This window comes from Photorhabdus viridis (genome assembly GCF_040256935.1).
Taxonomy (GTDB): domain Bacteria; phylum Pseudomonadota; class Gammaproteobacteria; order Enterobacterales; family Enterobacteriaceae; genus Photorhabdus; species Photorhabdus viridis.
Map to the genome: position 1 here is coordinate 1 of NZ_JBEJZY010000051.1, position 24,966 is coordinate 24,966.

Below are 24,966 nucleotides of genomic sequence, written 5' to 3' on the forward strand. Positions count from 1 at the left end.
TCAGTATCATCACGGCTACTACGCCAGCAGAATACACATCTACGAATGCAGAGCAAAACAGGGTTGCTGTGGTCAAGATCGTACTTTGTCTGTAGCACCGGAGGGGCAACGATCGAAACACTCAGAGCCTACGTTCAGAGTCAGTCAACGCCTGAGTGTTCTTGAAAGCCCCGCGGGCTTTTCGCCTTATATCCCCGCCCGCACTGGGCGAGGGTTTACGGCGTTTTTCGCTAATTAAGAAGGCATTATGTGGTTTCCCAGATTTAAACAAGCTTTTATCGCTCTTTTACTTCCCTGGCTGCTGGCTGTATCAGTACAAATGGCGGGAAGAATCTATCTTCTCCTCACTTATGGCGGTCATCAGCTCCTTGCTGACGCCCTTCAAGATGTAGCACGAATGTTCTGGATTGGCGGGCTGTTTGATATCCGTATTGCCAGTCTGCTGTTTGTTCCCTGTCTGCTGATTGCCGGCTTATTTGCCATTAACAAAAACAGTTTCAGCATATGGCAACGTTTCTATCCGTGGCTGGCGGCAATACTCAATACACTGGTTGGGGCTTTAACTGTAGCCAATATTTATTACTATGCCACTTATGAACGGTCGATCGATATTTTCATCTTCGGTTTGGTGGAAGATGATACGAAAGCCGTGTTGCACACCCTATGGAGTGACTATCCCATTCTCCGTTGCTTACTCTGCTTAGTTCTGTTCACCGCTTTCGTTTTCTGGCTTTGTCTCCGCTGGCAACGCCGCCTTACCTTACGTACAGCGCGCAAAACCAACCTACCGGTTTCTATTGCAGCGACACTGGCTATTTTAGCTGTCTGCTTCGTTGGAATGCGCGGTTCCATAGGGACCTTTCCACTGCGTCAGTCCAATACACAAGTTTCAGAAGTTAAAATACTTAATATGCTGACGCCTAATGGTCCAATAGCATTGAACTGGGCCTTTAATGATCATTACAAAAACAGCTATTTCCCAGAGGCAACGGATGAACAAGGCAGCAAGCTATTAAGCCAATTTCTGGATAATCCAACGCCGGCTAGCCTGTCGCCGTTTATAGCTAAAACCGCCGACAATCCCGTCGCTCAGAAAAAACCACCCCATGTAATATTTAACGTGATGGAAAGCATGGGCTATCACCTGCAAAGCCTGGATCGCCCAAACCTGGATGTTTTTGGCGCTCTGCGCCAGCACTGGCAGAACGACTGGCATTTTGAACGTTTTGTTTCCGAAGGGGATGGCACCATTGACAGTTTGAGCCGCTTCCTGGTCCGTAGCCCAAACAGCGCAATCAGCCAATCCACTGCCCAAAATCTCGATTTCACCAGCAATATGTTTAAACCCTATCTGGCGAATGGTTACAAGATTATCTTCGCCACATCAGGTAACGGAGCATGGCGTAACTTGAATCTGTTCCTGCCAAATCTGGGCGTCAGTGAATTTATCGATCAAAATGGACTGAAAAAACGCTACCCGGAAGCCCAATTCGGTACTTGGGGTGTACCTGACGAGTTTATGTTCCGTTATATTGAAGAACGCCTGGCTCAGGCAGAGAAGAACGGAGAACATGTTCTGATTCTGTCGTTGTCCACTACCCATCACCCACCGTATAAGTCACCAAAAGGCTATCAGAAAACCGACATTAAGCTAAACGATGCAGAGAAACAACGCCTAAACCATCTGGCTAGCGGTGATGAGTTACAGGAAGTCTTCCATACTCTGCGTTATACCAACGATCAGTTGGGACAGTTTATCAGTTGGGTAAAATCTCAGTCACTGGCTTCCCATACTATTATTGCAGCAACCGGTGACCATAATATGCGGGGCATCAGTTATCCAGATGCCCATGAACTGGCAATGGGTCACGGCGTACCACTTTATCTCTACGTGCCGCCTGATTATCGCTATAACACGACTTTTGATGCGACCAGAGTCGGCAGTCATAAAGACATCTGGCCAACTCTCTATCATTTAAGCTTATCAAATACGACTTATTACCGTACCGGCTGTAATTTGCTGACGGAACATCTGGACCCTATCTGGTGTCAAGGATATAACCCGGAAGTGATTATTACACCGCAAGGCGGCTACATCATGATAGGCAAGGGTGAGTTTCGACCATGGGCAAACCAGAAAGGATTATTATTAGGTGAACCACAGCCAATGACAGCAGAACAAGCTAAACAATTCCATCGCTGGCAAGCATTTACCGATCTATTGTCATGGCAATTGAATCGTCAAGTTCACCACCAGCAATAATTGATGCTTCCGTGAATCCCTTTAATCTCAATCGATTAAAGGGACACGGATAAGTGTCACAATCAGCCTTTTACTCCCCCAGCGGTCAAACCATTGACCAACCAACGCTGGGCAACCAAGAAGACAATGGTTATAGGGAGCGCAGAAAGCACAGCGGCGGCGGCAAAATCACCCCAAAGATAGTTCTGTGGATTAAGGTACTGCTGCATGCCCACAGCCAGAGTGTAATTGTTCACATCCCGCAAAAGCAGTGAAGCAACAGGCACTTCCGTAATCACGCCAATGAAAGAAAGAATGAATACTACGGCCAGAATCGGTACGGAGAGCGGTAACAAGACCATACGAAAAGCCTGCCACGGTGTCGCGCCATCAAGCGCAGCAGCCTCTTCCAGAGAGCCGTCAATGGTTTCGAAATAACCTTTAATTGTCCAGACATGCAACGCAATACCACCCAGATAAGCAAAGATAACGCCACCGTGGGTATTGAGGCCCATAAACGGTAAGTACTCCCCTAACCGGTCAAACAAGGCATATAAGGCCACTAAGGAAAGAACCGCCGGAAACATCTGAAAAATCAGCATACTTTTCAGCAAAGTACTTTTACCGCGAAAACGCATACGGGCAAAGGCATAAGCGCAGGTGGTTGATAACGTAACAATACCTACAGCAGTAATAAAGGCAACCTTAACAGAGTTCCAAAGCCATAGCATAACCGGGAAAGGTGGCGGAGTGACGCGCCCATCCGGTGATACCACACTAAAGCCGAGCGACAATTTCCAGTGCTCCCAAGAGATACTTTCCGGGATCAAACTACCCGTAGCAAAATTCCCCGGCCTAAGGGAGATAGTAATAACCATCAGCATCGGGAACAAAATTATGGCAATAAAGGTTAACATCAACAAATGTGTCGCCAACAAACGCCATTTCTGCGATTTGGATTGAACCATCGCCATTGCATTCCCTCCTTAGTCAAATTTAATGCGGGTGGTTTTTAGATTAATAATAGCCAGTGCGCCAACCAGCAAAAAGATAACGGTGGCAATCGCCGCAGCCAGACCAAAATCTTGACCACCCCCTCCTTCGAAAGCAATACGATAGGTATAGCTCACCAGTAAATCGGTATAGCCCGCCGGCGTCGTAGTGCCAATATGATCCGGCCGGCCATAAGTCAACAACTGAATAAGAACAAAGTTGTTGAAGTTAAAAGCAAAACTGGCAATCATCAGCGGCGTCAACGGTTTAATCAGTAACGGGAAGGTAATCTTAAAAAAGTTCTGAAATGGACCGGCGCCATCCATCGCCGATGCCTCATACAGATCATCCGGTATTGCCTTCAACAACCCCATGCAGAGAATCATCATATAGGGATACCCCAACCAAGTATTCACCACAATCAGCATGGCTCGCGCCAATGTCGGATCGGTAAACCAGGCGGGCTTAAGACCGAACAAACCGTTGAGCAACAAGTTAATCTCGCCAAAACTCTGGTTAAATAGCCCCTTGAAAATCAAAATAGAAATAAACGATGGCACGGCATACGGCAAGATTAACAATACGCGATAAACAGCCCGGCCTTTCAGTGATTCCCACTGCACGACACAGGCCAGAATCATGCCGACAGCAACAGTCAACACCACAGTGAACAGAGCAAACACAACCGTCCAAACAAAAATAGAGAGAAACGGCTTCTGAATACCTTCATCCTGTATCACCCGCAGGAAATTTTTCCAACCAATGGAAACAGTAAATCCCGGCGTTAACGTCTCATTTCCCCATTGTCCTTCAGCATTAACAGACTGATAGAAACCGGTATCAGTATTAGGGCGGTAAAGCGTGCCTGTTTGATTGTTAGTAAGAGCCTTACCATCTTCCCCAAGAGAGTATTGAGGATGTACACCAGAGAATTGGCGAAGCGAACTCATTCTCAGTAACTGACCATCCGGTAAAACAGCAACCAACTGATTCAACGCTTGTCGATTCTGGGTAATAATGCGCAATGTCGCCGCTTCACCGCTCTGAGCGGTATCCTGTTCATACAAACGTAAAGTCGTTTCTTCCGTTACCGACAGAGAAAACGGCTCTGATACCAGTTGCTTAGTCTGGCCCGGCGCATCCAATGCCAGAACCCATAGATCGGATTTTGGATAGAGCTTGAAAGTGAATGTTTGCCCTGACTGATACTGACGGCTCATCAGGACAGATTGCGCACGTTCAAAAGTCAATTGATTAGTACTGCTATAGTTGGTAAAGGCAATGGCAATAGTGCAAATGAGCGGAAACAGCACAAACAGTCCCATTCCCGCGATGCCCGGATAGGCATAGCGCCAGGCATAAGTATTGCGGTTGGCGAAAACGTAAATTCCGGCTCCCAACAATACCAACGTCAGCATTGCGAACAGATACTCTCCCTGTGAGTACATCAATACCACCAGATAACCGGTAAAGAGTATACACAGGCTCACTGCAAGCCATTTCAGAGCAGAATACTGCCACCATGATGTTTTTTTGAGCGTCGCTGACATAATTGCTCTTATTCCTTTTACTACGACTGTAACAATTTTGCTGATATTTTGAGCAACCTCCCGCAAGTAACATCCTTAGTCGTTACGGGAAAGAGACACCCTTCAGAAAAGGGTGTCTACAGGCTACTTGGTCATACGGGCTTCTGCGTCACTCAGTGCGGCATCAATAGTCTGACGGCCAGTCAACGCATTAACAACAGCGTTACGCATGGCATACCAAAAACTGCTCATTTGCGAGATGTTCGGCATGATTTCTCCTGTTTGAGCATTTTCCATCGTGGCAGAAATGCGCGGGTCCTTAGCCAGAATATCGTGATAGGATTTCAGCGCCACGGCTCCCAGCGGTTTATCCTTATTCACCATTGCCAGGCCATCGTTGGTCAACAAATAGTTTTCCAGGAACTCCTTCGCCAGCTCTTTATTCGGGCTGGCGGCATTAATACCTGCCGTCAATACACCGACAAACGGCTTGGACGGATGACCTTTAAACGTCGGCAACAACGCCACGCCGTAATTTATCCCACTCTTGTCGATGTTGGCCCACGACCACGGACCATTAATGGTCATAGCCGTTTCACCTTTGTTGAACGCCGCTTCGGCAATGGAATAGTCGGTATCCGCATTCAGATGCTTATTTTTTACCAAATCGATAATAAAATTCAGCCCTGCTTTAGAACCCGCATTATTAACCCCAACGTTCTTGGCATCATATGCGCCATTTTCCATTTTGAAAGCATATCCTCCATCAGCAGCAATCAGCGGCCAAGAGAAATAAGGCTCTTGCAAATTAAACATAATGGCGCTTTTGCCCTTACTCTTCAGTTCATTATCCAGAGCAGGGATCTCTTCCCAAGTTTTGGGCGGTGTCTTCACAAGGTCTTTATTGTAAATAAGGGAGAGGGCTTCAACCGCAATAGGATAACCCACCAATTTACCGTCGTAGCTCACAGCATCCCAAGTGAACGGAAACAGTTTATCCTTAAAGTTTTGATCCGGCGTAATTTCCGCCACCAGACCAGATTGTGCATAACCCCCAAAGCGGTCATGAGCCCAAAAAATAATATCCGGCCCATCACCGGTTGCTGCCACCTGCGAATATTTCTCTGCAAGCTTGTCCGGATGTTCAACAGTCACATTGACGCCCGTATCTTTTTCGAATTTCTCACCGACTTGCGCCAGGCCGTTGTAGCCTTTGTCGCCGTTGATCCAGATAACCAGCTTACCTTCCTCAATTTTTGCCAAAGCAGAGGCAGAAAGCACAAGAGTGGCTAAAACAGAAAGCGCCAGGGTACGGGCGCCCATTTTCAAGTTTGTTTTTGTCATCATTCCGTCCTTTACTTATAGTTTGAATAGGTTCAGGGTGAACTGTTTTGTTACATTGGCGGAGAGTGCGAAGCTAGTGTGCAACCGACAATAGAAATACTCATCCTCCCCCGCTCTACGCCCCAACTGAGATGGGTGTGATCTGTATTACAAAAACAGAGGAACCGTGTTGTTGACCACAAAAAGAGGCATCTTTTTTTGTAGTAAAGATCACACTTTATCCAGCAGCTCATACCTAACCGCCTCAACAACTCTTATCTCATCCTCCTAACTCCTCCCCCATAAAAAACTTGGGCATGGAGGATTTACTCACCCACTATCTTAAACACACTCTGGCTTATCGTTTTTCACCGTGGATTGCGGTGATAGTCCGGGGGAACACATGTCGAGCGTCACACTACGCAATGTATCTAAGGCTTATGGTGAAACTATTATTTCTAAGAACATCAACCTTGAGATACAGGAAGGAGAATTCGTGGTTTTTGTCGGTCCATCAGGATGTGGAAAATCGACACTATTAAGGATGATTGCAGGTCTGGAAGATATTACTTCTGGTGATTTGCTGATCAACAATATACGTATAAATGATGTACCACCAGCCAAGCGTGGCGTTGGGATGGTTTTTCAATCCTATGCACTGTACCCCCACCTGTCTGTTGCCGACAATATGTCGTTTGGTATGAAGCTGGCCGGCGCCAAAAAAAGTGACATTCAGCAGCGCGTGAAGCAAGTTGCAGAGATGCTTCAACTCGCTCATCTGCTTGATCGCCGCCCTAAAGCACTATCAGGTGGACAACGCCAGCGTGTCGCCATTGGCCGTACTCTGGTCGCTGAACCGAATGTTTTTCTATTGGATGAACCACTTTCCAATCTAGACGCTGCACTACGCGTCCAAATGCGCATTGAAATTTCACGCCTGCACAAACGCCTGCAACGTACGATGATTTATGTCACCCACGATCAGGTTGAAGCAATGACGCTGGCCGACAGAATCGTGGTGCTGGATGGCGGGGATGTTGCCCAGATCGGCAAACCACTCGAGCTTTACCACTATCCCGTTAATCGTTTTGTCGCCAGCTTTATCGGCTCGCCCAAAATGAATTTCCTACCGGTTAAAGTAACAGCCACCGCCGTCGATCAGGTGCAAATTACTCTGCCCAATCGCCAGCAAATCTGGCTGCCCGTAGAAAGCCAAGGGGTAAGAGTAGGCAGCAATGTATCTCTGGGAATACGCCCAGAACACCTCCTTCCGAGTGATATCGCAGATGTTACGCTGGAAGGCATAGTTCAGGTTGTTGAACAGCTGGGAAATGAAACCCAGGTTCACATTGAAATCCCGGCTATTCGTCAAAATCTGGTTTATCGCCAGCCTGATGTTGTGCTCGTGGAAGAAGGAGCCTCCTTCACCATCGGATTACCTCCCCACCGCTGCCATTTATTCCGGGAAGATGGAACAGCATGCCAGCGTTTGCATAAAGAACCCGGTGTTTAAGCCTGAGCCAATTAAAAAAACAACAGGAGAATAATTGATGAAATCAATACGTATATTACCTATATCATTAACGGTTATGGCTGGATTACTGTCCATGCAGGCGTCAGCCGTAGAATTCCACGGCTATGCCCGTTCCGGTATTGGCTGGGCCGGCAGCGGTGGCGAGCAACAGTGTTTCCAAACCACCGGGGCGCAGAGCAAATATCGTTTAGGTAATGAATGTGAAACCTATGCTGAACTTAAATTGGGTCAGGAGCTATGGAAAGACGGCGATAAGAGTTTCTACTTCGATACCAACGTAGCCTATTCTGTAGCGCAACAAAGTGACTGGGAATCCACCAATCCTGCTTTCCGTGAAGTGAATGTCCAGGCGAAGAACATTATCGACTGGTTACCAGGTTCAACGCTATGGGCCGGTAAACGCTTCTACCAGCGTCATGACGTGCATATGATCGACTTTTATTACTGGGATATCTCAGGCCCAGGTGCGGGTGTGCAAGATATCGATCTGGGCTTTAGCAAACTCTCTTTGGCCGTCACCCGTAACACCGAATCTGGCGGTTCTCATGGCTGGATTGCTGGTCGGAGCCATGAAATTCCCACTTCCAACGATGTCTACGACATACGTCTGTCTGGCTTAGAAGTTAACCCAGGCGGTAGTCTGGAGCTTGGTTTTAACTACGGCCGCGCCAACGCGCGAGACGGCTACTTTCTTGACCGAAATGCATCCAAAGATGGTTTCATGTTTACCGCAGAACACACACAAAGTGTGTCCGGAGGCTTCAACAAATTTGTCGTACAGTACGCGACGGATTCCATGACCTCCTCCAGTAATGGTCGTTCTGAAGGCGCCAACGTAAATAATGATGGTCATATGCTACGTATCCTGAATCATGGCGCCATTAATCTCGCGGAAAAATGGGATCTCATGTATGTAGCGATGTATCAGGATACTGACCGTGATAACAACAACGGCAACACATGGTATACGGTTGGCGTACGTCCAATGTACAAATGGACACCAACGATGAGCACCCTGATGGATATTGGCTATGATAATGTCAAATCTCAACGTACCAATGACACTAACGATCAATACAAAATCACCCTGGCCCAACAATGGCAAGCTGGTGACAGCATCTGGTCGCGTCCGGCTATCCGCCTGTTCGTCACCTATGCCAAGTGGGATGAAAAATGGGGTAATGCGAATAAAAACGACGGCTACATCGATGGCATGGCCTACCGCGATACAGCAACACATAAATTCAGCCGTGGCAACGATGATGAATTCACCTTTGGTGCACAATTCGAAGCTTGGTGGTAATGCCATTAAAAACTGCTGGTTTTAGCAAAAACCGCCGTAAATCCTTGCCCAGTGCGGGCGGGGATATAAGGCGAAAAGCCCAAAGGGCGAAACTGGAATACAAAGCCGCAGCGGCGGGGAGCAGTCACATCAACCGGATTATTTAGCCACTTTTAGCGCCTTGGACTGATATGCCTTTTGCCCGTGGGTATCAGTCTCTTTTTTTCAACCGAACAAGGGTAAGAAATGAAAACCAAACTTATCTCATTTTGTCTTAGTACCTTACTTTGTAGCACAGCTCCTCTGATAAGCTACGCAACACCTATCACTACAGCAACTAAGGCAACCACGACTCAGGATGTTGTTGCACCTTCCCTCTCAACAGCAACACTGCAAAAACTAAACTGGCAACCGATTAGCGCTAGCGGTACACAGACCATTATCCTTAATGCCACATCCCAGCACCTTAATGAAGGAAATATCCAAGGGCCGATAGCTGCGTTCGCCATTCCGGCAAACCGGGGCTCACTGGACATTATGTTGAGCAGTTTAGTACAAGATAAACAAGTTTACGCACCGAATGTTCTGGTGCTTGATCAGGGATTACGCCCCGCTGCATTTTATCCAAGTGACTATTTTCCGTATGAACGCCCGGGGGTGATGTCCACAGATCGGTTGGAAGGCACATTAAAGCTGACGCCAGCATTGGGGCAACAGCAAATTTATGTATTGGTTTACACCACTCGTACCGATTTACAAAAATCGACACAAATGATTGATCCAGCCAAAGCTTATGCTCAAGGAGTCGGCAACGCCGTTCCTGCCATTCCAGATCCCGTTGCCCGCCATACAGAAACCGGTACGTTGAAACTAAAAGTGAAATCGGAACAAAACGCCGGCAACATCACTATTGGTCAAGTCCTATCAGGCCCGGCACCGGAGCCAGTCGTTGTAGGGTCAACACAAGCTACCACAACACAGCACACACCACAGAAAACCAAACCAGTCCTGAGCGACACCGAACGCTATTTCAGTGATGCAATTAAAAAGGAAATTAATAACGGCAATATTGATAAGGCACTCAAATTGCTGGATGAAGCGGAACGCCTTGGATCTTCAACGGCACGAGAAACATTTATCAACAGTATCAAAAATAAAGGGTAAACAAATGCTCTCCGAAGAGGAGGGCATCAGGTTTAACTCCTTTTTACACACATCCCCCAGAAATGGGGTTTTTATGTATACAAATAATTGTTATGATAAATATCTATACACAAAACACCCTTTAAAGGGGTTTTACAGTAGAGATAATAAAATGGATAGGCTCACAGCAATTAACAAATTAGATGAGTTCAGCAAAATGGGAAGAGCCATTTTCCTTTTACAGGATTTGGAAGTTATCTTTGCTGACGAGACTTCTCGAACATTGCAAAAATCTATTGATCGCCTCATCAAAGCCGGACTGTTATTTCGCATTACCAAAGGGGTTTATGTCTATACGCGGGCCAGCATGGGAAGCTATCCCCTAGAGACTATCGCTAAAAATATCCGACGAGGCGAATATAATTACATCAGCTTAGAGTCAGCTTTATCTCAATATGGGTTCATCTCACAAATCCCAATCGACCGCCTGACAATCATGTCTACTGGCAGAGCTGGAGAGTTTAAAACACCGTGGGGAGTCATTGAAATCACCCACACCAGCAGAGAGCCTAGCGAAATTCTGAAGGCAACGTTAGAAAGCCGTGGCCCCCTGCGTATCGCAAAAAAAGAGACTGCTCTGCGTGACCAAAAAAGAGTGGGGAGGAATATGCATTTAGTTCAACTGGAGGAACTCAACTATGTCTAGCCAAATTAACTTTAACGCCATTGTCGATGAAGTCATTGAACAGGACAGACTAGCAAACCTAAGGCCAGTTGTAGAAAAAGAACTGTTGCATTATGACATCCTGTTTTGTCTTTCTAAGGACGGTTTACTCAAGGAGATTACCTTTCAGGGTGGTACATCGCTAAGACTCTGCTACGGCTCTAACCGATTTAGCGAAGATCTGGATTTTGCTGGTGGGCGTGGTTTCTGTTCGGCTGATTTGAGTAGAATCAAAGAGTGTGTCGAGAAATACCTAGGTGTACGATATGGGCTTGAGGTCACGGTAAAGGAACCGAATGAACTACGAAACAAACCGGAGTATGCAGAAGTAAAAGTGGATAAATGGCAAATATCCGTCACTACTGCGCCTGAACATAAAGACCTGCCAAAACAGCGCATAAAAATAGAAATCGCCAATATTCCTGCGTATACAAACACCCCCCGTCCATTGACGAGAAATTATTCGGTGTTGCCCGACGGATATGCTGACGTCCTTGTGTCTGTAGAAACCCTGCCTGAAATCATGGCCGATAAGCTGATAGCATTCCCTGCTACTACATCTCAAATTCGATACCGCGATATGTGGGATTTATTATGGTTAAGTCAGCAAAATACAACACCAGACATAGAACTCATTAAAAGAAAAGTATCAGATTATCAGCTTGATAACTTTGAAGAATTGCTTCAAGCCAGAATCGACTCGATTGAAATTATTGTTGCTTCTGGTCACTTTCACAACGAGATGAGACGATTTATACCCGCACCTATATACGACAGAAGTGTAGGACAAGAGGCGTTTTCCACCTATTTGACGACGAGCCTAAAGGCGTTGTTAACCACTGTGAAAAAGAGCCTGTATTCTTCAGGAGACAACTCCGTTCCATTCAAGTTATAACGATTACATGTATTTTATGGCTACTCGGCACCCCAGATTAAAATACCGCATTGCTGCCACTGAGCCGTTTGCGATGAATACGACTTAAGGGTTCCTTCTATTTCCTCTGTTTGTTGAATCAGTATCAGCCAGTCTTCATCGAGTTGTTTCAAAACCCTGCGTGCAATGGCAGTTAATCCATTGTTTACATCCTCAAGTGCTTCTGGCAGCAGAGCGTTGCGGAAAAACGATGCCATATTCTGCTGCCAATCCTCCGATTTGACTAGAGATATACCCTATTGATTTCAAGATGCATCGCGGCGGCAAGGGAGCGAATCCCCGGGAGCATAGATAACTATGTGACCGGGGTGAGTGAATGCAGCCAACAAAGAGGCAACGTGAAAGATGACGGGTATAGATAGTAACACCAATAACTGTCGTACATTAGATCTAAGCTAATACAGGTAAAGCCTTAGTGATTCTTAACAGGAAATTATCTTGGTAAAGAAAGGCAATAGAATTTTTTATTGCTTGATGATCTCTTATTTTATATTCGTCAATAATGAGTTGTAATTTTTCAGACAACTCAGGAATACTACCTGATTTATAAAGTTCACCATTAAAATTATTGATAATATCACCCGGGCCACATTGACAATCTGAACTTATACAATAGATACCATAAGATATTGCTTCCGCTAATACCATACCAAAGCCTTCATATTTTGATGTTAAAATAAAAGCGGATACCTCTTTTATATTATCCATCACAAATTTCCAAGGCTGATCTTGCCAACCGTGCCAAATAATATTGTTACTTATATTAAGTTGTGAAGATAATTCTTTTAAATAAACCTCATCATCACCAGAACCTACTATATGTAACTCCCAATGACCATGCAATTGTGAAAGCGCTAAAAACAGTTCAGTTAGATTTTTTGACTTATAAGCAAGAATTCTGCCAACATATAAGAATCTGGCTATGTGTTTTGGTTGAGGAATGATAAAGGAGTTCATCTTGATAGGATTGAAAATGAGATGAAGCTTCTCTGTTTTTATCCCAAAAGATAACATTTGATCTCTTAAACCAGAACTAATTACAAGGTGCTCGTCGGCACAGCATAAATCTTTAATTTTCTGTGAGGTAGGATTTCTAATGTAAGTATGCAGCCAAGAGTAAGTTTTTACCGGGAAATTAATCTTTTCACAAGAAAGTCGAGCAATATTACAGGATGTTGTGTCCAAACTTATTAAAATATCCGAGCGGAATTTTTCTAATATCAAGGATAATTCACACGCAATATCCTGGCGAGATTTATCACTACTTGACGTTAAAGAGATATACTGAGCATTGGATAACCAAGCACGACTTTCAATTCTGTTTATCTCATTTAGGGATATAAATATGAAATTAATTTTAATATTGGTACAGTCAATCAAATTTATTAAATTTGAACATACCGTTTCTACCCCACCATATCCATTCAAGAAAAGATCATGGTATATTATAAATATATTTTTCATTATTAATCCTTTACTGAATTAACCAAAAACGTTCTTGGATTTTAGTTTTATTAATAGAGTGATGATATTTCTCCAATGAAATTAAAAGATTTGATTCATTCACAAATAGAGGTTCTAATTGAGACTCATAAAAGAAGATGTTTTGTATTTTTTCTTTTAAATCAATATCCACCAATATGGCACGCTTATCAAATTTATTATTTCTTAATAAAGCATTTTCCAAACTATCGGGGTTAATAATAGGGTATTCACCTAAAACATAGGGAAAATCTTCATAAAGTAATATTTTAAACTTACGTGAGCCTTTTATATTATGTACAAGATTATTTATTATGATGTGGTCTACATGTCGACCTATTCCCAAAGGAGCATATATATAATCAGGTTGATAATTTAACAATGTTTTATTGATGAGATCTTGGGCCATATCAGATGCATTATCTGATTTATGCACCTGACCACTATAAATCATGGCAGAATCTTTATATATCAGATCACCGCATTGATCGGTTCTGTAAATGCAATCTAAAATCTTACCATGTATTGGAATCGCTGATAATTTATTGCAAAAAGCAATATCCTCATTAACTCGCTTTGAATAAAGTTTTATAAATGAATATATATTATCATTATGTGCAGAGTGTAAATAATAAGATGTAAGGTCTTTATCATATTCAGTAAAAAATGTTAAAATAACTACCTTTTGATTTTCTGAAACTAATTTATGTATTAAACCGCCAGCGCTTAAAGCTGCATCATCTAAATGAGGTGATAGAAATAGATGTATCATTTTAAATCTCCATGCAAAGGTGGTTATATTTTATTTCCATGAGTACTATATAAATAGCGGCGAGATCAATGCGTATCCCATCCCTGTTTTTTATAAAATCTGAGTTGTTAATATTTGGCTTTTCTTGAAATTGAACTCTTTCATCATTGGCATAAAACTCTTTCATTATATCAAACCAGCTAGCATGGATTCTTTTTGCTGCAACTTCTATTACGCTGTCACTGTGGCCTAATATTATCATTAAATCAGAAAAAATAGCATCGTTTGTAGAAAGTAAGGTTTCATAATTAAAATCATCAGATACGATATTATCGTTATATAAATAAGGATCTTTTATTACTTCCGATATAATACTCAGGTCACTCTTTATTAACCTTTTCTCAAACTTCTTCTCTTTTTCAGTGAATACTTGATAAGGTTTTAAAAAATTAACCTGTAAGTTGTACTCAATTTCAAGTTTTGTTATTGAGTCTTGCATAGCAGTTTTATTATCGACTAAATATTTTGCACACCATAAGTCGTGTATGCAAGAAGCAAGAATATCTAAGTTATCATCCTGCTCCAAGAACATACATATTTCAGAAAATAATTTAATTTGTGAACTATTTAACTGGCAATTTAAAGTTTTCTGGCTAGGATTAAATATAAATGAAGCTTGTTTTAATCTTCTCTGAATCTCTTTGGATAAATATGTTGAATTTAAATTTATTTTGCTATCCAGCAGTTCTTTGTTATTTTCTTTACTCATGTTCCATCTCCTATTCTTTGTTCATTAATCTTATTTCTGTTGATGATATATCTAAGCGAAATAGATTTTCTGGAATAGATTCGAATAAAAACCGATGTTCCTTTCTAATATTCATTAAATCATTAACGGTATGATATTTATTATTAAAAAAACGTCCAGCCACCAGAAATCTACAATCATTATTCTTAATTGTCATAAGAGATTTTTTTAATCCTTCTTCACCGCCATAATAAATAGGATTATTAATTTCTTGGCATAAATCAGCGCCAATAACAAAAATTGCCCCCTGGTAAATATGCGATTTTTCAGTAAAAATTTTAGCGTCACTTAAAATTATATCACCTTTCCCCTTAAATTGGCTTATCCTCGTAAAAATTTCATCGGTTGAAATGGTAAGTTTTACCGCATTCTTAATTGACAGCTCATAATAGGGTTTCCTTTTAGTCATCGCTGTAGCGATTTCTTTTAATTCTTCATGGCCTTTATGAAGTGGATTGAAAGAACCAGATAAAATAAAAGTATCTTTCCAGTCTATATTTGTATCATTAAAATCTCCATTCCTATCAATATGTATATAATTCAATTTACCATTAATTAAATCAATTAGATAACGCTCATTCTTGTTAGGCATATTCATCTATATTCTCATATGCTATTGTTGTTAATTAAATTCATATCGCTGCATTATATAATCACATATTTCTCAAGTTCCATTATTATATTATTTAACAATAGTGATTAATGATATATTTTCACTCTTTTGAAATAAATATCAAATTGATTTCCCTAGTGATTGCCAGACCATTTGTTAACAGTAATTTATTGTTTTTTAACATTAAAACCATGAACTATAAATGTTTTATTCGCAGCTCAGCTTATTACTAAATCGCCTAAACCCCCTAAATTATTCTCATTAATTATCAGTATTTTCCTCAGTGATTTTAACTAAGGCAGATTTTATTCTCAAAATATCTTCCTTTTTATGCGACGTATCAAGGCTAACTCGAACAGCGCCATCAGGATAAGTTCCAAATTTTTTATGAGCCAACGGTGCGCATTGTAACCCGGGACGGGTAATAATATTGTATTTGTTTTCTAATATATAAGAGACTTCTCCGGGATGATAACCCTCTACTGTAAAAAGAATTGTTGGTAACCCGACTTGATGTTTACAGATCAATTTGATCTTCTTTAATTGTGATAGTTCATCTATAAGATTTGTACGCAAAGTTTGTAATTGATTTTGAATATTCTCTATCCCAATTTTTTTTAAACGTCTTATAGACGCTAACAATGAAAGTATGCCAATAGTGTTTTGTGTTCCTGATTCATACTTGTATGGTATGCCAGTGGGTTGCGTTGTTAATCTTGATAATACACCTGTCCCACCCTGAACTAATTCACTATGAGAAAATCCATTATCAAGAATAAAGTACCCGCCAATACCTGATACTCCACCTAAACTTTTATGTCCGCTAAAAACAAGGTAATCAATATTACCTTTCGATAAATCCATTACTTGTGAACCAAAAGATTGTGAACCATCAACTAAAACCATCGCGCCATATAAATGTGCCAGTTTTCCTATCTCATCTATATTACAAAATGTACCAATAGTATTGGCGCAACTATGAATCACTAATAACTTAGTTTTCTTATTCTTTAATAAAAACGCCAAATGCGACATATCAATTTCACCATCTGTCACATCGATAAATTGACTACTTACCCCAATGTCTTTTAAATGGTTTATCGGCCTAAGGACTGAGTTATGTTCTAAATGGGTAGTAATGACATTATCACCCGGCTTAAGTGTACCTTTTAGACATTCGTTAAGTGAATACGTTGCTCCTGAATTAAAAATTACTGTCCCATGACCATTTAACTTTGTTTGTTCGATAAATTCGTGTCGGCACTCTTCAATGAGTTCAGTAACCTTTTTAGATTGTTGCGATAAAGATCGCCCTGGAGTTACTCCAAGAGTGTCTAAATACATATTTATCATGTCTTTCACTTCTTGTGACTTTGGCCATGAAGTAGAAGCTACATCCGCATATAACATTATCCAACCTCCATATGGTTACTAATATATAATTTGAATTTTTTAGCCGTCGCATCCATCTCCTTTATTCCTTCATTATCTCTCCAATCGGATCTTTCAGGCACATTCAAACTATTTGCCAATACGGTTCTTATCATTCCTCTCTCAATGAAATCTGATTCACCTATCGTAAAAATATACTTATTACCACTATCTTCAACGTAAATATAGGGGCCAACCTCACCGAACATCTCAAGTTCATCCAATGAGTCTATTGTATGCATTTTAAATTGATCCTTTAATTTATTATGAAGATCAATCTCGGTAGGGAAACAACATAAATGTGCATGGTAACAATACTTTTGATTCGGGTCCATGATGATACAACCACCGGCTCGTCCATTTTCATAACAAAGAGGATTACTTATATTGTAATATTCACGATAAAAATCATTTATTATATTCTTAAACTTTTTCAGTTCTTTTATTGCCTCTTCATCGTATATTTCTGCAAAGCAACGATATCCCCCTAAACCAGCCTCACATTTATTGGTAGCAATTATTATATAGCCCTCAATTATCTGACCTTTAGGTACGAATGCATAGAAATATTCTCCTTGTAAAAGTATTTTATCTTTTTCAAAGGAAGATTCTGGGTGACAAAAAATACATCCCATTTTAAACTCCTCTTATCGTTTGTCGATTCTACTGATAAATATATCTTCATGACACAAATTGAAATCTTCTTCGGTATGCCAGGCAATCATCATGCTAAACTTATTTATAATACTATGTTTATTCAGTCTGCTTTGTAGTTCAGAATAAATAGGATTTGGTAAGATTATTCTGCATTTTGTCCTCATAGCAAGACAAGAATTAATCACAGATATAATTGTACCGGGAGCGGTGTTTGATAAACCTATCACCTCTACCGTAGTATCATCAAAACCTAATATCGCTAATTCTTTACCAACAGCTAATAACTTAATATCACTGTAGCGAGGACACTGCTTTGAGTAAGCAATCCAATTGTTATTTACTTCCCTACCGAAAAAATTGATTTTATTAATATTATCTACTTCATTAAAATCTCTCAGGTCTACATCGATTTTAGTACACCCTTCTACTACTATTTCTGTAAAATCAAAAACGTTTACTCTGCTACATAGGTATTTTTCGAAAATCTTTGAATAACAGTTGATCTTTCTTTTATCTGAGTAACAAACCGTCGCATCTATATCATTATGATGGGTTTGTTTGGCGCTTTCTATTATCAAAGTTGGTGATTTTACACTTTCATCTACTCCAAAATCACTAAGCATATTAATGGATAATCGGCGGTGTTTAAGACTAAACTCACATTTCCTTGTTATAACAATTGACAAGCATATGTCGTTTCTTTTATAAAAAAATGCTTTTATCTCACTAGAAAGATTATATTTCTTTTCTTTCAGGTTTTTCCAAATAAAATAATCCAAGCTTCCTATGTCACGCTTGTAAAAATTATTAATTAGGATATAATTCTCTTCCGTTATATCTTCATAGTTTAGGTTTATTACACTCTCCATTATTTTGCCCCATTATTTCATATTGGCGACAATTGCTGCTCATTTTTAGTTTATATACATTTCCGAGTATATGAATCATGAAATATTGTATTTTATGACCTGTATCATAATTTAAAGATCCAACAGCAAAAAACTACGATTATTTATCCTGAAAAATTAAATTGAAGTCTTCATCAATCATGCAAGAATACGGATAAAAATAGGTACTTTAAAGAGAATAATCTTTCATAAATTCTATGTGATGGGACTTTAAATGAAATAATTATATTGACCAGCCCCCTGAATTAAATATGATGAGCTATTTCTGCATACCAAATAATATCCCTGATATAGCTAAGGTGATACAAGCCTCAGTGGGCAGAACGACGGGCTCTGCCGCTTTTACTGAAACAACGCCATAATATTTAAGGGTCATTATCAGACTGTTCCATTTTAGCAACAGTTGGTTGTTTGATCCCAAGCATAGCTGCCAGCTCAGTTTGTGAAACATCACGGGCCTCACGGATCTGATAAAGCCCTATCTCCCGTTTCATTTCATCAACTTTTTTAGCAATTCTACGGCGGCTTTCAGGGCTGCGTTTTTCAAGCAATTCATCAAGTGTAGTCATACTCAGTTTTCCAAGATAGGTGGGGAATTAATTCACACGATTATTTTACCTCTTGCTTTTACAAGAATTTCATTAATAGAGTCAAAAGGGTTAGTAATGCACTAACCCCATTAGCACAGAAAATTACAACGTAATTTGTGGGTTCTGGATACCACAGGCTTGCGCATAGCGCACTAATGTTTCTATACTGGCTTTTGTTACATTATTTTCCATTTTCGTCACCGTTGGCGGCGTCACCCCCATTCTTTCCGCAACTTGTGAGCGAGTCAGTCCAGCAAACTTACGCCACTCTGCAAGTGTTTCTTGCAATCTTTCCTTACGTTCTTCAGCTTCGTAAGCGGCTTTAAATTCAGAGTCTTTCATCATTTCTGCCAGAATCTCTGAATGTGTCTTATATTTCTTCATGTTTCATTTCCTCCAATCTGCGAAATGCTAAAGCTATCTCACTTGGATTGATTTTTTGTGTTTTCTTTATATAAACTCGCAGAATATATATTTGCTTTCCTGTCTGATATACCCATAATCCGCGTGCTATATCTCCCCCCATTGTTCGAATTTCGTAAAGACCATTTCCCAAATGTTTTGTGTCCGGTTCACGTAGTGAGCGAGGATCTTTTTCTAGCTTTCCAATCAACCTTACAAGTTTTACCCCTACTTTTGCTGGCAAAGACTTAATTTCTTGTTCGGCCTCATCATGGTATTTAACTATAAACACTCTAATTTCCTCCTAATGCAAAAAATTAACCCAAAAGGAAATTTTCATCAAGAGGAAAATTGCATTTTAATGAAATATCATTTCTGACTAAATTTCTTGACCATAGATTTCCATCTATATAGCACTTGACCTATATTGAACAATAAGTAATCATGTAACTATCGAGACAACAGACACCTTTGATGCATGGTTCGATGCTTTGGATGACACCGACAGGGCCAATATGCTGGCTTCAATAATAGCACTTCGGGAAAGAGGCCCTATGTTGCCCAGACCATACGCAGATACTGTGAACGGTTCATGCCACAGCAACATGAAAGAATTACGTGTCCAAAGCAAAGGCGACCCGCTCCGAGCATTCTTTGCGTTCGACCCCAAGCGGAGAGGAATTTTGCTTTGCGCCGGTAACAAAACCGGAAACGAAAAACGGTTTTATGAAACGATGATTCCGATTGCTGACCGTGAGTTCACGGCACATCTGGAAAAGCTAAAAAAGGAGTAAACACTATGGCAAGAACTCTTGATCAAATATTAGCAAATGAAAAGCCCGAAGTTGTTGCCAATACACAAACTGCGGCAACGGAGATGTTGCTAAACATCCATCTGGCAGATCTTCGTGAGCGGGTACAAAAGACTCAAGGAGAAATAGCTCTGGCTCTTGGCATCAAGCAACCCACGGTTTCTGACATGGAGAAGCTTGGCCGCGACTTGAAACTGTCTTCCCTCAAACGTTACGTTGAGGCAACGGGTAGCAAGCTGCGTCTCGATATCGAGTTACCCGACGGTACCCACTACAGATTTTCCGTTTAACCACAAACGCTTCGGTAACCCTCGCGGATATATTCAAGATCAATGTCCGCATCAACTTTTTTACGTATCAGATGATTGTGAGGAACAAGGTCTGCAAGTGAACGCTTTTAGGAAAGAAAAACTTGAGGGGGGATTCTTAACGTGGTGACAAGCTCCATTTGGTAAACGGAACTCGATTAAAACAGAGCGCCAAGTAAAAATTATCAATTTATCAAAAAGTTAAAATGCCCTCCCAAAAGGAGGGCATTTATTAGCTAGCGTGTTCTAAGAATTACTTCTTATCGCCACCAAAACCGGCATTCAACAGTTCTGCCAAGTTCGCAGTAGCCTCATCGACACTCACTGGTGGTGCCTCAGCAGACTCATTCAACTGGCGACGACGTATGCGATCCTGATGGTAAGCATAACCGGTACCAGCAGGGATTAGACGACCTACGATAACGTTTTCTTTCAAGCCACGCAGTTCATCACGTTTACCCGCAACCGCCGCTTCTGTCAGCACGCGGGTCGTTTCCTGGAACGATGCCGCAGAAATGAAGGATTCAGTCGCCAGAGATGCTTTAGTGATACCCAACAGATCACGTCCATAAATTGCAGGGACTTTACCTTCCTGTTCCAGCTTACGGTTTGCCACTTTAACGCGGGCATATTCAACCTGTTCGCCTTCCAGGAATTCGGAACTACCTGCACTTTCGATGGTTGCTTTACGCAGCATCTGACGAACGATAACCTCAATGTGTTTATCGTTAATCTTAACCCCTTGCAAGCGGTAAACTTCCTGAACTTCGTTGGTGATGTAACGGGTAACCGCATGAACGCCACGCAGACGCAAGATATCATGTGGAGACTCTGGACCATCGGAGATCACATCACCGCGCTCAACAACCTCACCTTCGAATACGTTGAGCTGACGCCATTTAGGGATCATCTCTTCGTAAGCATCACCACCGTCTAATGGGGAGATAACCAGACGGCGTTTACCTTTGGTTTCTTTACCGAAGGAGACAATACCACTGACTTCAGCCAAGATTGCAGGCTCTTTCGGACGACGTGCTTCGAACAGGTCGGCTACGCGTGGCAGACCACCGGTAATATCTTTCGTACCGCCGGATTCCTGAGGAATACGCGCTAACGTATCACCCGCAGAGATGCTAACACCATCGTCTAACTGAACAATTGCTTTGCCTGGCAGGAAATATTGAGCAGGCATATCAGTACCTGGGATCAATACATCGTCACCCTTGGCATCAACGATTTTCAGTGCCGGACGCAAGTCTTTACCACTACCGGTACGCTCTGCACTATCCAGAACAACCAGTGAAGACAGACCTGTCAGCTCATCCGTCTGACGGGTAATGGTCTGACCATCTACCATGTCAGCGAAACGGATGATACCGGATACTTCACTGACTACCGGCATGGTATGTGGATCCCAGTTAGCAACGGTTTCGCCGCCGTTAACTGCTTCGCCATCACCTTTACCCAATACCGCACCGTAAGGCACTTTATAGCTTTCTTTAGTACGGCCAAATTCGTCGATCAGGCACAGTTCGGTGTTACGGGAAGTAATCACCAGCTTACCTGCGGAGTTGGTAACGGATTTCGCGTTAAACAGTTTCAGGCTACCTTTGTTACGAACCTGAATGCTAGATTCCGCTGCCGCACGAGATGCCGCACCACCGATGTGGAACGTACGCATCGTCAGCTGTGTACCCGGCTCACCGATTGACTGCGCCGCAATAACACCAACAGCTTCGCCTTTATTGATGATGTGTCCGCGGGCAAGGTCACGGCCATAACAGTTCGCACAAACACCGAAGTCAGTTTCACAACTTACAACGGAACGTACTTTAATGCTGTCGACAGAGCTCTCTTCTAACAGATCACACCATTTTTCGTTCAGCAAGGTGTTACGTGGAACCAGAATGTCAGCCGTACCTGGTTTCAGCACATCTTCTGCCGTCACACGACCCAATACACGCTCACGCAGTGGTTCTTTAACATCACCACCTTCAATAACCGGCGTCATCAGGATACCTTCGTGAGTACCACAGTCGTCTTCTGTAACAACCAGATCCTGCGCCACGTCAACCAGACGGCGAGTCAAATAACCAGAGTTCGCCGTTTTCAGTGCGGTATCCGCCAAACCTTTACGAGCACCGTGGGTTGAGATGAAGTACTGGAGTACGTTCAAACCTTCACGGAAGTTCGCGGTAATTGGCGTTTCGATAATGGAGCCATCTGGTTTAGCCATCAGGCCACGCATCCCCGCCAACTGACGGATCTGAGCGGCAGAACCACGCGCACCGGAGTCAGCCATCATAAAGATGCTGTTGAAGGAGACCTGTTGTTCCTCTTCACCGTTACGGTTAATGACTGTCTCAGTGGACAGGTTTTCCATCATCGCCTTAGCAACACGCTCGTTTGCTGCGGCCCAGATATCGATAACCTTGTTATAACGTTCGCCAGCTGTTACCAGACCAGACTGGAACTGTTCCTGAATTTCAGCAACTTCTGCTTCCGCTTCCGTAATGATCCCCGCTTTTTTCTCTGGGATAACCATGTCATCAATACCAACAGATGCACCTGAACGTGCAGCGTAGGCAAAACCGGTATACATGATCTGGTCAGCAAAGATAACGGTTGGCTTCAGGCCCATCACACGGTAACAAGTGTTGAGCATTCTGGAGATAGCTTTTTTACCCAGTGGTTGGTTAACCAGAGAGTAAGGCAGGCCTCTTGGTACGATCATCCACAGGATTGCACGACCAATGGTAGTATCAACCAGACCAGTGCTGGTGGTGATATTACCCTCGCCATCTCTCACTTCTTCTGAGATACGAACTTTAACACGGGCATGCAGAGAAGCCAGACCTGCGCGGTATACGCGTTCTGCTTCTTTAGGCCCAGTCAGCACCATGCCTTCGCCTTTAGCGTTAACACAGTCACGGGTCATGTAATACAGACCCAGAACAACGTCCTGAGATGGCACGATGATTGGCTCACCACTCGCAGGAGACAGGATGTTGTTAGTAGACATCATCAATGCACGCGCTTCTAACTGGGCTTCCAGTGTCAGCGGTACGTGAACAGCCATCTGGTCACCGTCGAAGTCGGCGTTATATGCCGCACACACCAGTGGGTGCAACTGAATCGCTTTACCTTCGATCAGAACCGGTTCGAATGCCTGAATACCCAAACGGTGAAGTGTCGGTGCACGGTTCAGCAGAACCGGGTGTTCACGAATCACTTCATCCAAGATATCCCATACCACCGCCTCTTCACGCTCAACCATCTTTTTGGCTGCTTTAATCGTAGTCGCTAAACCACGCAGTTCCAGCTTGCCATAGATGAATGGCTTGAACAGTTCCAGCGCCATCTTTTTAGGCAGACCACACTGATGCAGACGCAGGTAAGGGCCTACGGTGATGACAGAACGGCCTGAGTAGTCAACACGTTTACCCAGCAGGTTCTGACGGAAACGACCTTGTTTACCCTTGATCATGTCAGCCAAGGATTTCAGAGGACGTTTGTTAGAACCGGTAATTGCACGACCGCGACGACCGTTATCTAACAAGGCATCGACTGCTTCCTGCAACATACGTTTTTCGTTGCGAACGATGATATCCGGCGCAGCCAGATCCAGCAGGCGTTTCAAACGGTTGTTACGGTTAATAACACGACGATACAGATCGTTCAGATCCGAAGTGGCAAAACGGCCGCCATCCAATGGAACCAATGGACGTAAATCAGGCGGCAGAACTGGCAGAACGGTCAGAACCATCCATTCTGGTTTGTTACCAGACTGAATAAACGCTTCCAACAGCTTAATACGCTTGGTTAACTTCTTACGTTTAGTTTCAGAGTTAGTTTCATTTAACTCTTCACGCAGAGTTTCACACTCATTTTCCAGATCGAGATTTTTCAGCAAAGACTGGATAGCTTCCGCGCCCATCTTCGCATCGAATTCATCGCCGAACTCTTCCAGTGCATCCAGGTATTGTTCTTCTGTCAGGATTTGACTGCGCTCCAAGCTGGTCATACCGCCTTCTACAACCACATAGGATTCGAAGTACAGTACGCGCTCAATATCACGCAGCGGCATATCCAGCAACAAACCGATGCGGGATGGCAATGATTTCAGGAACCAGATGTGCGCCGTTGGAGAAGCCAGTTCGATGTGACCCATACGCTCACGACGAACTTTAGTCTGGGTAACTTCTACGCCACACTTCTCACAAATCACACCACGGTGTTTTAAACGCTTGTATTTACCACACAAGCACTCATAGTCTTTTACTGGTCCGAAAATACGGGCGCAGAAAAGGCCGTCACGCTCAGGTTTGAACGTACGGTAGTTAATAGTTTCCGGCTTTTTCACTTCACCGAATGACCACGAACGGATCATATCTGGTGAGGCCAGAGCAATTTTGATCGCATCAAACTCTTCGGTCTTAGTTTGCGCTTTCAGAAACTTCAATAAGTCTTTCACGAAATGGCTCCTGTCGGAGTTAGACC

The 24,966-nt window shown here is 42.6% G+C and carries 25 protein-coding genes; 10 read left to right on the plus strand and 15 right to left on the minus strand.

All coding sequences use genetic code 11. The annotated features are described in order from the left end of the window. Both ABR397_RS18690 and ABR397_RS18695 read left to right on the plus strand, forming a co-directional pair. A partial coding sequence (locus ABR397_RS18690) for a transposase (RefSeq protein ID WP_350307075.1) occupies positions 1–165 on the plus strand: 165 nt, incomplete at its 5' end. A gap of 82 nt (positions 166–247) precedes the next feature. Beyond that, positions 248–2,263 carry an LTA synthase family protein gene (locus tag ABR397_RS18695; protein ID WP_350307053.1) on the plus strand — a complete coding sequence of 672 codons (2,016 nt, stop codon included), beginning with the start codon at positions 248–250 and terminating at the stop codon, positions 2,261–2,263. 62 nt (positions 2,264–2,325) lie between these two features. Here ABR397_RS18695 and malG read toward each other — a convergent pair whose 3' ends face one another. The 3 genes from malG to malE all read right to left on the minus strand — a co-directional run bounded on the left by malG (position 2,326) and on the right by malE (position 6,108). Beyond that, positions 2,326–3,216 (minus strand): maltose ABC transporter permease MalG, encoded by an 891-nt coding sequence (gene malG / locus ABR397_RS18700; protein WP_350307054.1) that lies wholly within the window; start codon positions 3,214–3,216, stop codon positions 2,326–2,328. Between the two features lie 12 nt (positions 3,217–3,228). Further along, a complete protein-coding gene (gene malF, locus ABR397_RS18705) occupies positions 3,229–4,785 on the minus strand; it encodes a maltose ABC transporter permease MalF (protein ID WP_350307055.1) in 1,557 nt (518 codons plus the stop codon). A 123-nt stretch (positions 4,786–4,908) separates the two neighbouring features. After that, entirely contained in the window at positions 4,909–6,108 is a 1,200-nt protein-coding gene (gene malE, locus ABR397_RS18710) for a maltose/maltodextrin ABC transporter substrate-binding protein MalE (protein WP_350307056.1), read from the minus strand. Positions 6,109–6,490: 382 nt separating this feature from the next. Between malE and malK the strand changes: the two genes are divergently transcribed. The 6 genes from malK to ABR397_RS18740 all read left to right on the plus strand — a co-directional run bounded on the left by malK (position 6,491) and on the right by ABR397_RS18740 (position 11,665). Next, a complete protein-coding gene (gene malK / locus ABR397_RS18715; RefSeq protein WP_350307057.1) occupies positions 6,491–7,600 on the plus strand; it encodes a maltose/maltodextrin ABC transporter ATP-binding protein MalK in 1,110 nt (369 codons plus the stop codon). Positions 7,601–7,637: 37 nt separating this feature from the next. Beyond that, entirely contained in the window at positions 7,638–8,924 is a 1,287-nt protein-coding gene (locus tag ABR397_RS18720) for a maltoporin (protein WP_350307058.1), read from the plus strand. After that, positions 8,924–9,070: a hypothetical protein gene (locus ABR397_RS18725; RefSeq protein ID WP_350307059.1), complete on the plus strand. Its 147-nt coding sequence runs from the start codon at positions 8,924–8,926 to the stop codon at positions 9,068–9,070. The genes ABR397_RS18720 and ABR397_RS18725 overlap by 1 nt, the downstream gene beginning before the upstream one ends. Positions 9,071–9,149: 79 nt before the next feature. After that, on the plus strand, positions 9,150–10,067 hold the full coding sequence (gene malM / locus ABR397_RS18730; protein WP_350307060.1) for a maltose operon protein MalM: 918 nt from the start codon (positions 9,150–9,152) through the stop codon (positions 10,065–10,067). Between the two features lie 151 nt (positions 10,068–10,218). After that, positions 10,219–10,752, plus strand: coding sequence for a type IV toxin-antitoxin system AbiEi family antitoxin (gene abiEi, locus ABR397_RS18735; RefSeq protein ID WP_036813631.1), 534 nt, complete (start codon positions 10,219–10,221; stop codon positions 10,750–10,752). Then, the gene (locus ABR397_RS18740) at positions 10,745–11,665 is read left to right on the plus strand and encodes a nucleotidyl transferase AbiEii/AbiGii toxin family protein (RefSeq protein WP_350307061.1); all 921 of its coding nucleotides are present in this window, start codon (positions 10,745–10,747) and stop codon (positions 11,663–11,665) included. Before abiEi ends, ABR397_RS18740 begins: the two co-directional genes overlap by 8 nt. A gap of 20 nt (positions 11,666–11,685) precedes the next feature. Here the strand turns inward: ABR397_RS18740 and ABR397_RS18745 are convergent, their stop codons facing one another. The 11 genes from ABR397_RS18745 to ABR397_RS18795 form a co-directional block, all read right to left on the minus strand. Further along, positions 11,686–11,901: a hypothetical protein gene (locus tag ABR397_RS18745; protein WP_350307062.1), complete on the minus strand. Its 216-nt coding sequence runs from the start codon at positions 11,899–11,901 to the stop codon at positions 11,686–11,688. 193 nt (positions 11,902–12,094) lie between these two features. Next, a complete protein-coding gene (waaB, locus tag ABR397_RS18750; protein ID WP_350307063.1) occupies positions 12,095–13,168 on the minus strand; it encodes a lipopolysaccharide 1,6-galactosyltransferase in 1,074 nt (357 codons plus the stop codon). Between the two features lie 10 nt (positions 13,169–13,178). Then, complete coding sequence (locus ABR397_RS18755; RefSeq protein WP_350307064.1) at positions 13,179–13,958, minus strand: PIG-L family deacetylase; 780 nt, start codon at positions 13,956–13,958, stop codon at positions 13,179–13,181. A 1-nt stretch (position 13,959) separates the two neighbouring features. Then, on the minus strand, positions 13,960–14,706 hold the full coding sequence (locus ABR397_RS18760; RefSeq protein WP_350307065.1) for a hypothetical protein: 747 nt from the start codon (positions 14,704–14,706) through the stop codon (positions 13,960–13,962). A 10-nt stretch (positions 14,707–14,716) separates the two neighbouring features. After that, positions 14,717–15,343 (minus strand): nucleotidyl transferase family protein, encoded by a 627-nt coding sequence (locus ABR397_RS18765; protein WP_350307066.1) that lies wholly within the window; start codon positions 15,341–15,343, stop codon positions 14,717–14,719. Positions 15,344–15,619: 276 nt separating this feature from the next. Continuing rightward, complete coding sequence (locus tag ABR397_RS18770; protein ID WP_350307067.1) at positions 15,620–16,768, minus strand: aminotransferase class V-fold PLP-dependent enzyme; 1,149 nt, start codon at positions 16,766–16,768, stop codon at positions 15,620–15,622. Then, a complete protein-coding gene (locus tag ABR397_RS18775; RefSeq protein ID WP_350307068.1) occupies positions 16,768–17,424 on the minus strand; it encodes a hypothetical protein in 657 nt (218 codons plus the stop codon). The genes ABR397_RS18770 and ABR397_RS18775 overlap by 1 nt, the downstream gene beginning before the upstream one ends. A gap of 12 nt (positions 17,425–17,436) precedes the next feature. Next, positions 17,437–18,315, minus strand: a complete 879-nt coding sequence (locus ABR397_RS18780) for a hypothetical protein (protein ID WP_350307069.1) — start codon at positions 18,313–18,315, stop codon at positions 17,437–17,439. Between the two features lie 404 nt (positions 18,316–18,719). After that, a complete protein-coding gene (locus ABR397_RS18785; protein ID WP_350307070.1) occupies positions 18,720–18,923 on the minus strand; it encodes a helix-turn-helix transcriptional regulator in 204 nt (67 codons plus the stop codon). Positions 18,924–19,046: 123 nt separating this feature from the next. Further along, the gene (locus ABR397_RS18790; RefSeq protein WP_012776543.1) at positions 19,047–19,328 is read right to left on the minus strand and encodes a helix-turn-helix domain-containing protein; all 282 of its coding nucleotides are present in this window, start codon (positions 19,326–19,328) and stop codon (positions 19,047–19,049) included. Beyond that, positions 19,315–19,638: a type II toxin-antitoxin system RelE/ParE family toxin gene (locus ABR397_RS18795; protein ID WP_112879326.1), complete on the minus strand. Its 324-nt coding sequence runs from the start codon at positions 19,636–19,638 to the stop codon at positions 19,315–19,317. Before ABR397_RS18795 ends, ABR397_RS18790 begins: the two co-directional genes overlap by 14 nt. A 142-nt stretch (positions 19,639–19,780) precedes the next feature. Here ABR397_RS18795 and ABR397_RS18800 point away from each other — a divergent pair, with 142 nt between their 5' ends. Together ABR397_RS18800 and ABR397_RS18805 are read left to right on the plus strand one after the other, a co-directional pair. Then, entirely contained in the window at positions 19,781–20,140 is a 360-nt protein-coding gene (locus tag ABR397_RS18800) for a type II toxin-antitoxin system RelE/ParE family toxin (protein ID WP_350307076.1), read from the plus strand. A 5-nt stretch (positions 20,141–20,145) separates the two neighbouring features. Continuing rightward, positions 20,146–20,448: a helix-turn-helix domain-containing protein gene (locus tag ABR397_RS18805; RefSeq protein WP_350307071.1), complete on the plus strand. Its 303-nt coding sequence runs from the start codon at positions 20,146–20,148 to the stop codon at positions 20,446–20,448. A 271-nt stretch (positions 20,449–20,719) separates the two neighbouring features. On the opposite strand, the gene rpoC is transcribed toward ABR397_RS18805, so the two are convergent. Continuing rightward, positions 20,720–24,940: a DNA-directed RNA polymerase subunit beta' gene (gene rpoC / locus ABR397_RS18810; RefSeq protein ID WP_350307072.1), complete on the minus strand. Its 4,221-nt coding sequence runs from the start codon at positions 24,938–24,940 to the stop codon at positions 20,720–20,722. Between the last annotated feature and the right edge of the window lie 26 nt (positions 24,941–24,966).

Bases quoted from the DNA above. Each gene is read 5' to 3' on its own strand.
- ABR397_RS18695 (WP_350307053.1), top strand. From the start codon at position 248: ATGTGGTTTCCCAGATTTAAACAAGCTTTTATCGCTCTTTTACTTCCC.
- malG (WP_350307054.1), bottom strand. From the start codon at position 3,216: ATGGCGATGGTTCAATCCAAATCGCAGAAATGGCGTTTGTTGGCGACA.
- malF (WP_350307055.1), bottom strand. From the start codon at position 4,785: ATGTCAGCGACGCTCAAAAAAACATCATGGTGGCAGTATTCTGCTCTG.
- malE (WP_350307056.1), bottom strand. From the start codon at position 6,108: ATGACAAAAACAAACTTGAAAATGGGCGCCCGTACCCTGGCGCTTTCT.
- malK (WP_350307057.1), top strand. From the start codon at position 6,491: ATGTCGAGCGTCACACTACGCAATGTATCTAAGGCTTATGGTGAAACT.
- ABR397_RS18720 (WP_350307058.1), top strand. From the start codon at position 7,638: ATGAAATCAATACGTATATTACCTATATCATTAACGGTTATGGCTGGA.
- ABR397_RS18725 (WP_350307059.1), top strand. From the start codon at position 8,924: ATGCCATTAAAAACTGCTGGTTTTAGCAAAAACCGCCGTAAATCCTTG.
- malM (WP_350307060.1), top strand. From the start codon at position 9,150: ATGAAAACCAAACTTATCTCATTTTGTCTTAGTACCTTACTTTGTAGC.
- abiEi (WP_036813631.1), top strand. From the start codon at position 10,219: ATGGATAGGCTCACAGCAATTAACAAATTAGATGAGTTCAGCAAAATG.
- ABR397_RS18740 (WP_350307061.1), top strand. From the start codon at position 10,745: ATGTCTAGCCAAATTAACTTTAACGCCATTGTCGATGAAGTCATTGAA.
- ABR397_RS18745 (WP_350307062.1), bottom strand. From the start codon at position 11,901: ATGGCATCGTTTTTCCGCAACGCTCTGCTGCCAGAAGCACTTGAGGAT.
- waaB (WP_350307063.1), bottom strand. From the start codon at position 13,168: ATGAAAAATATATTTATAATATACCATGATCTTTTCTTGAATGGATAT.
- ABR397_RS18755 (WP_350307064.1), bottom strand. From the start codon at position 13,958: ATGATACATCTATTTCTATCACCTCATTTAGATGATGCAGCTTTAAGC.
- ABR397_RS18760 (WP_350307065.1), bottom strand. From the start codon at position 14,706: ATGAGTAAAGAAAATAACAAAGAACTGCTGGATAGCAAAATAAATTTA.
- ABR397_RS18765 (WP_350307066.1), bottom strand. From the start codon at position 15,343: ATGAATATGCCTAACAAGAATGAGCGTTATCTAATTGATTTAATTAAT.
- ABR397_RS18770 (WP_350307067.1), bottom strand. From the start codon at position 16,768: ATGTTATATGCGGATGTAGCTTCTACTTCATGGCCAAAGTCACAAGAA.
- ABR397_RS18775 (WP_350307068.1), bottom strand. From the start codon at position 17,424: ATGGGATGTATTTTTTGTCACCCAGAATCTTCCTTTGAAAAAGATAAA.
- ABR397_RS18780 (WP_350307069.1), bottom strand. From the start codon at position 18,315: ATGGAGAGTGTAATAAACCTAAACTATGAAGATATAACGGAAGAGAAT.
- ABR397_RS18785 (WP_350307070.1), bottom strand. From the start codon at position 18,923: ATGACTACACTTGATGAATTGCTTGAAAAACGCAGCCCTGAAAGCCGC.
- ABR397_RS18790 (WP_012776543.1), bottom strand. From the start codon at position 19,328: ATGAAGAAATATAAGACACATTCAGAGATTCTGGCAGAAATGATGAAA.
- ABR397_RS18805 (WP_350307071.1), top strand. From the start codon at position 20,146: ATGGCAAGAACTCTTGATCAAATATTAGCAAATGAAAAGCCCGAAGTT.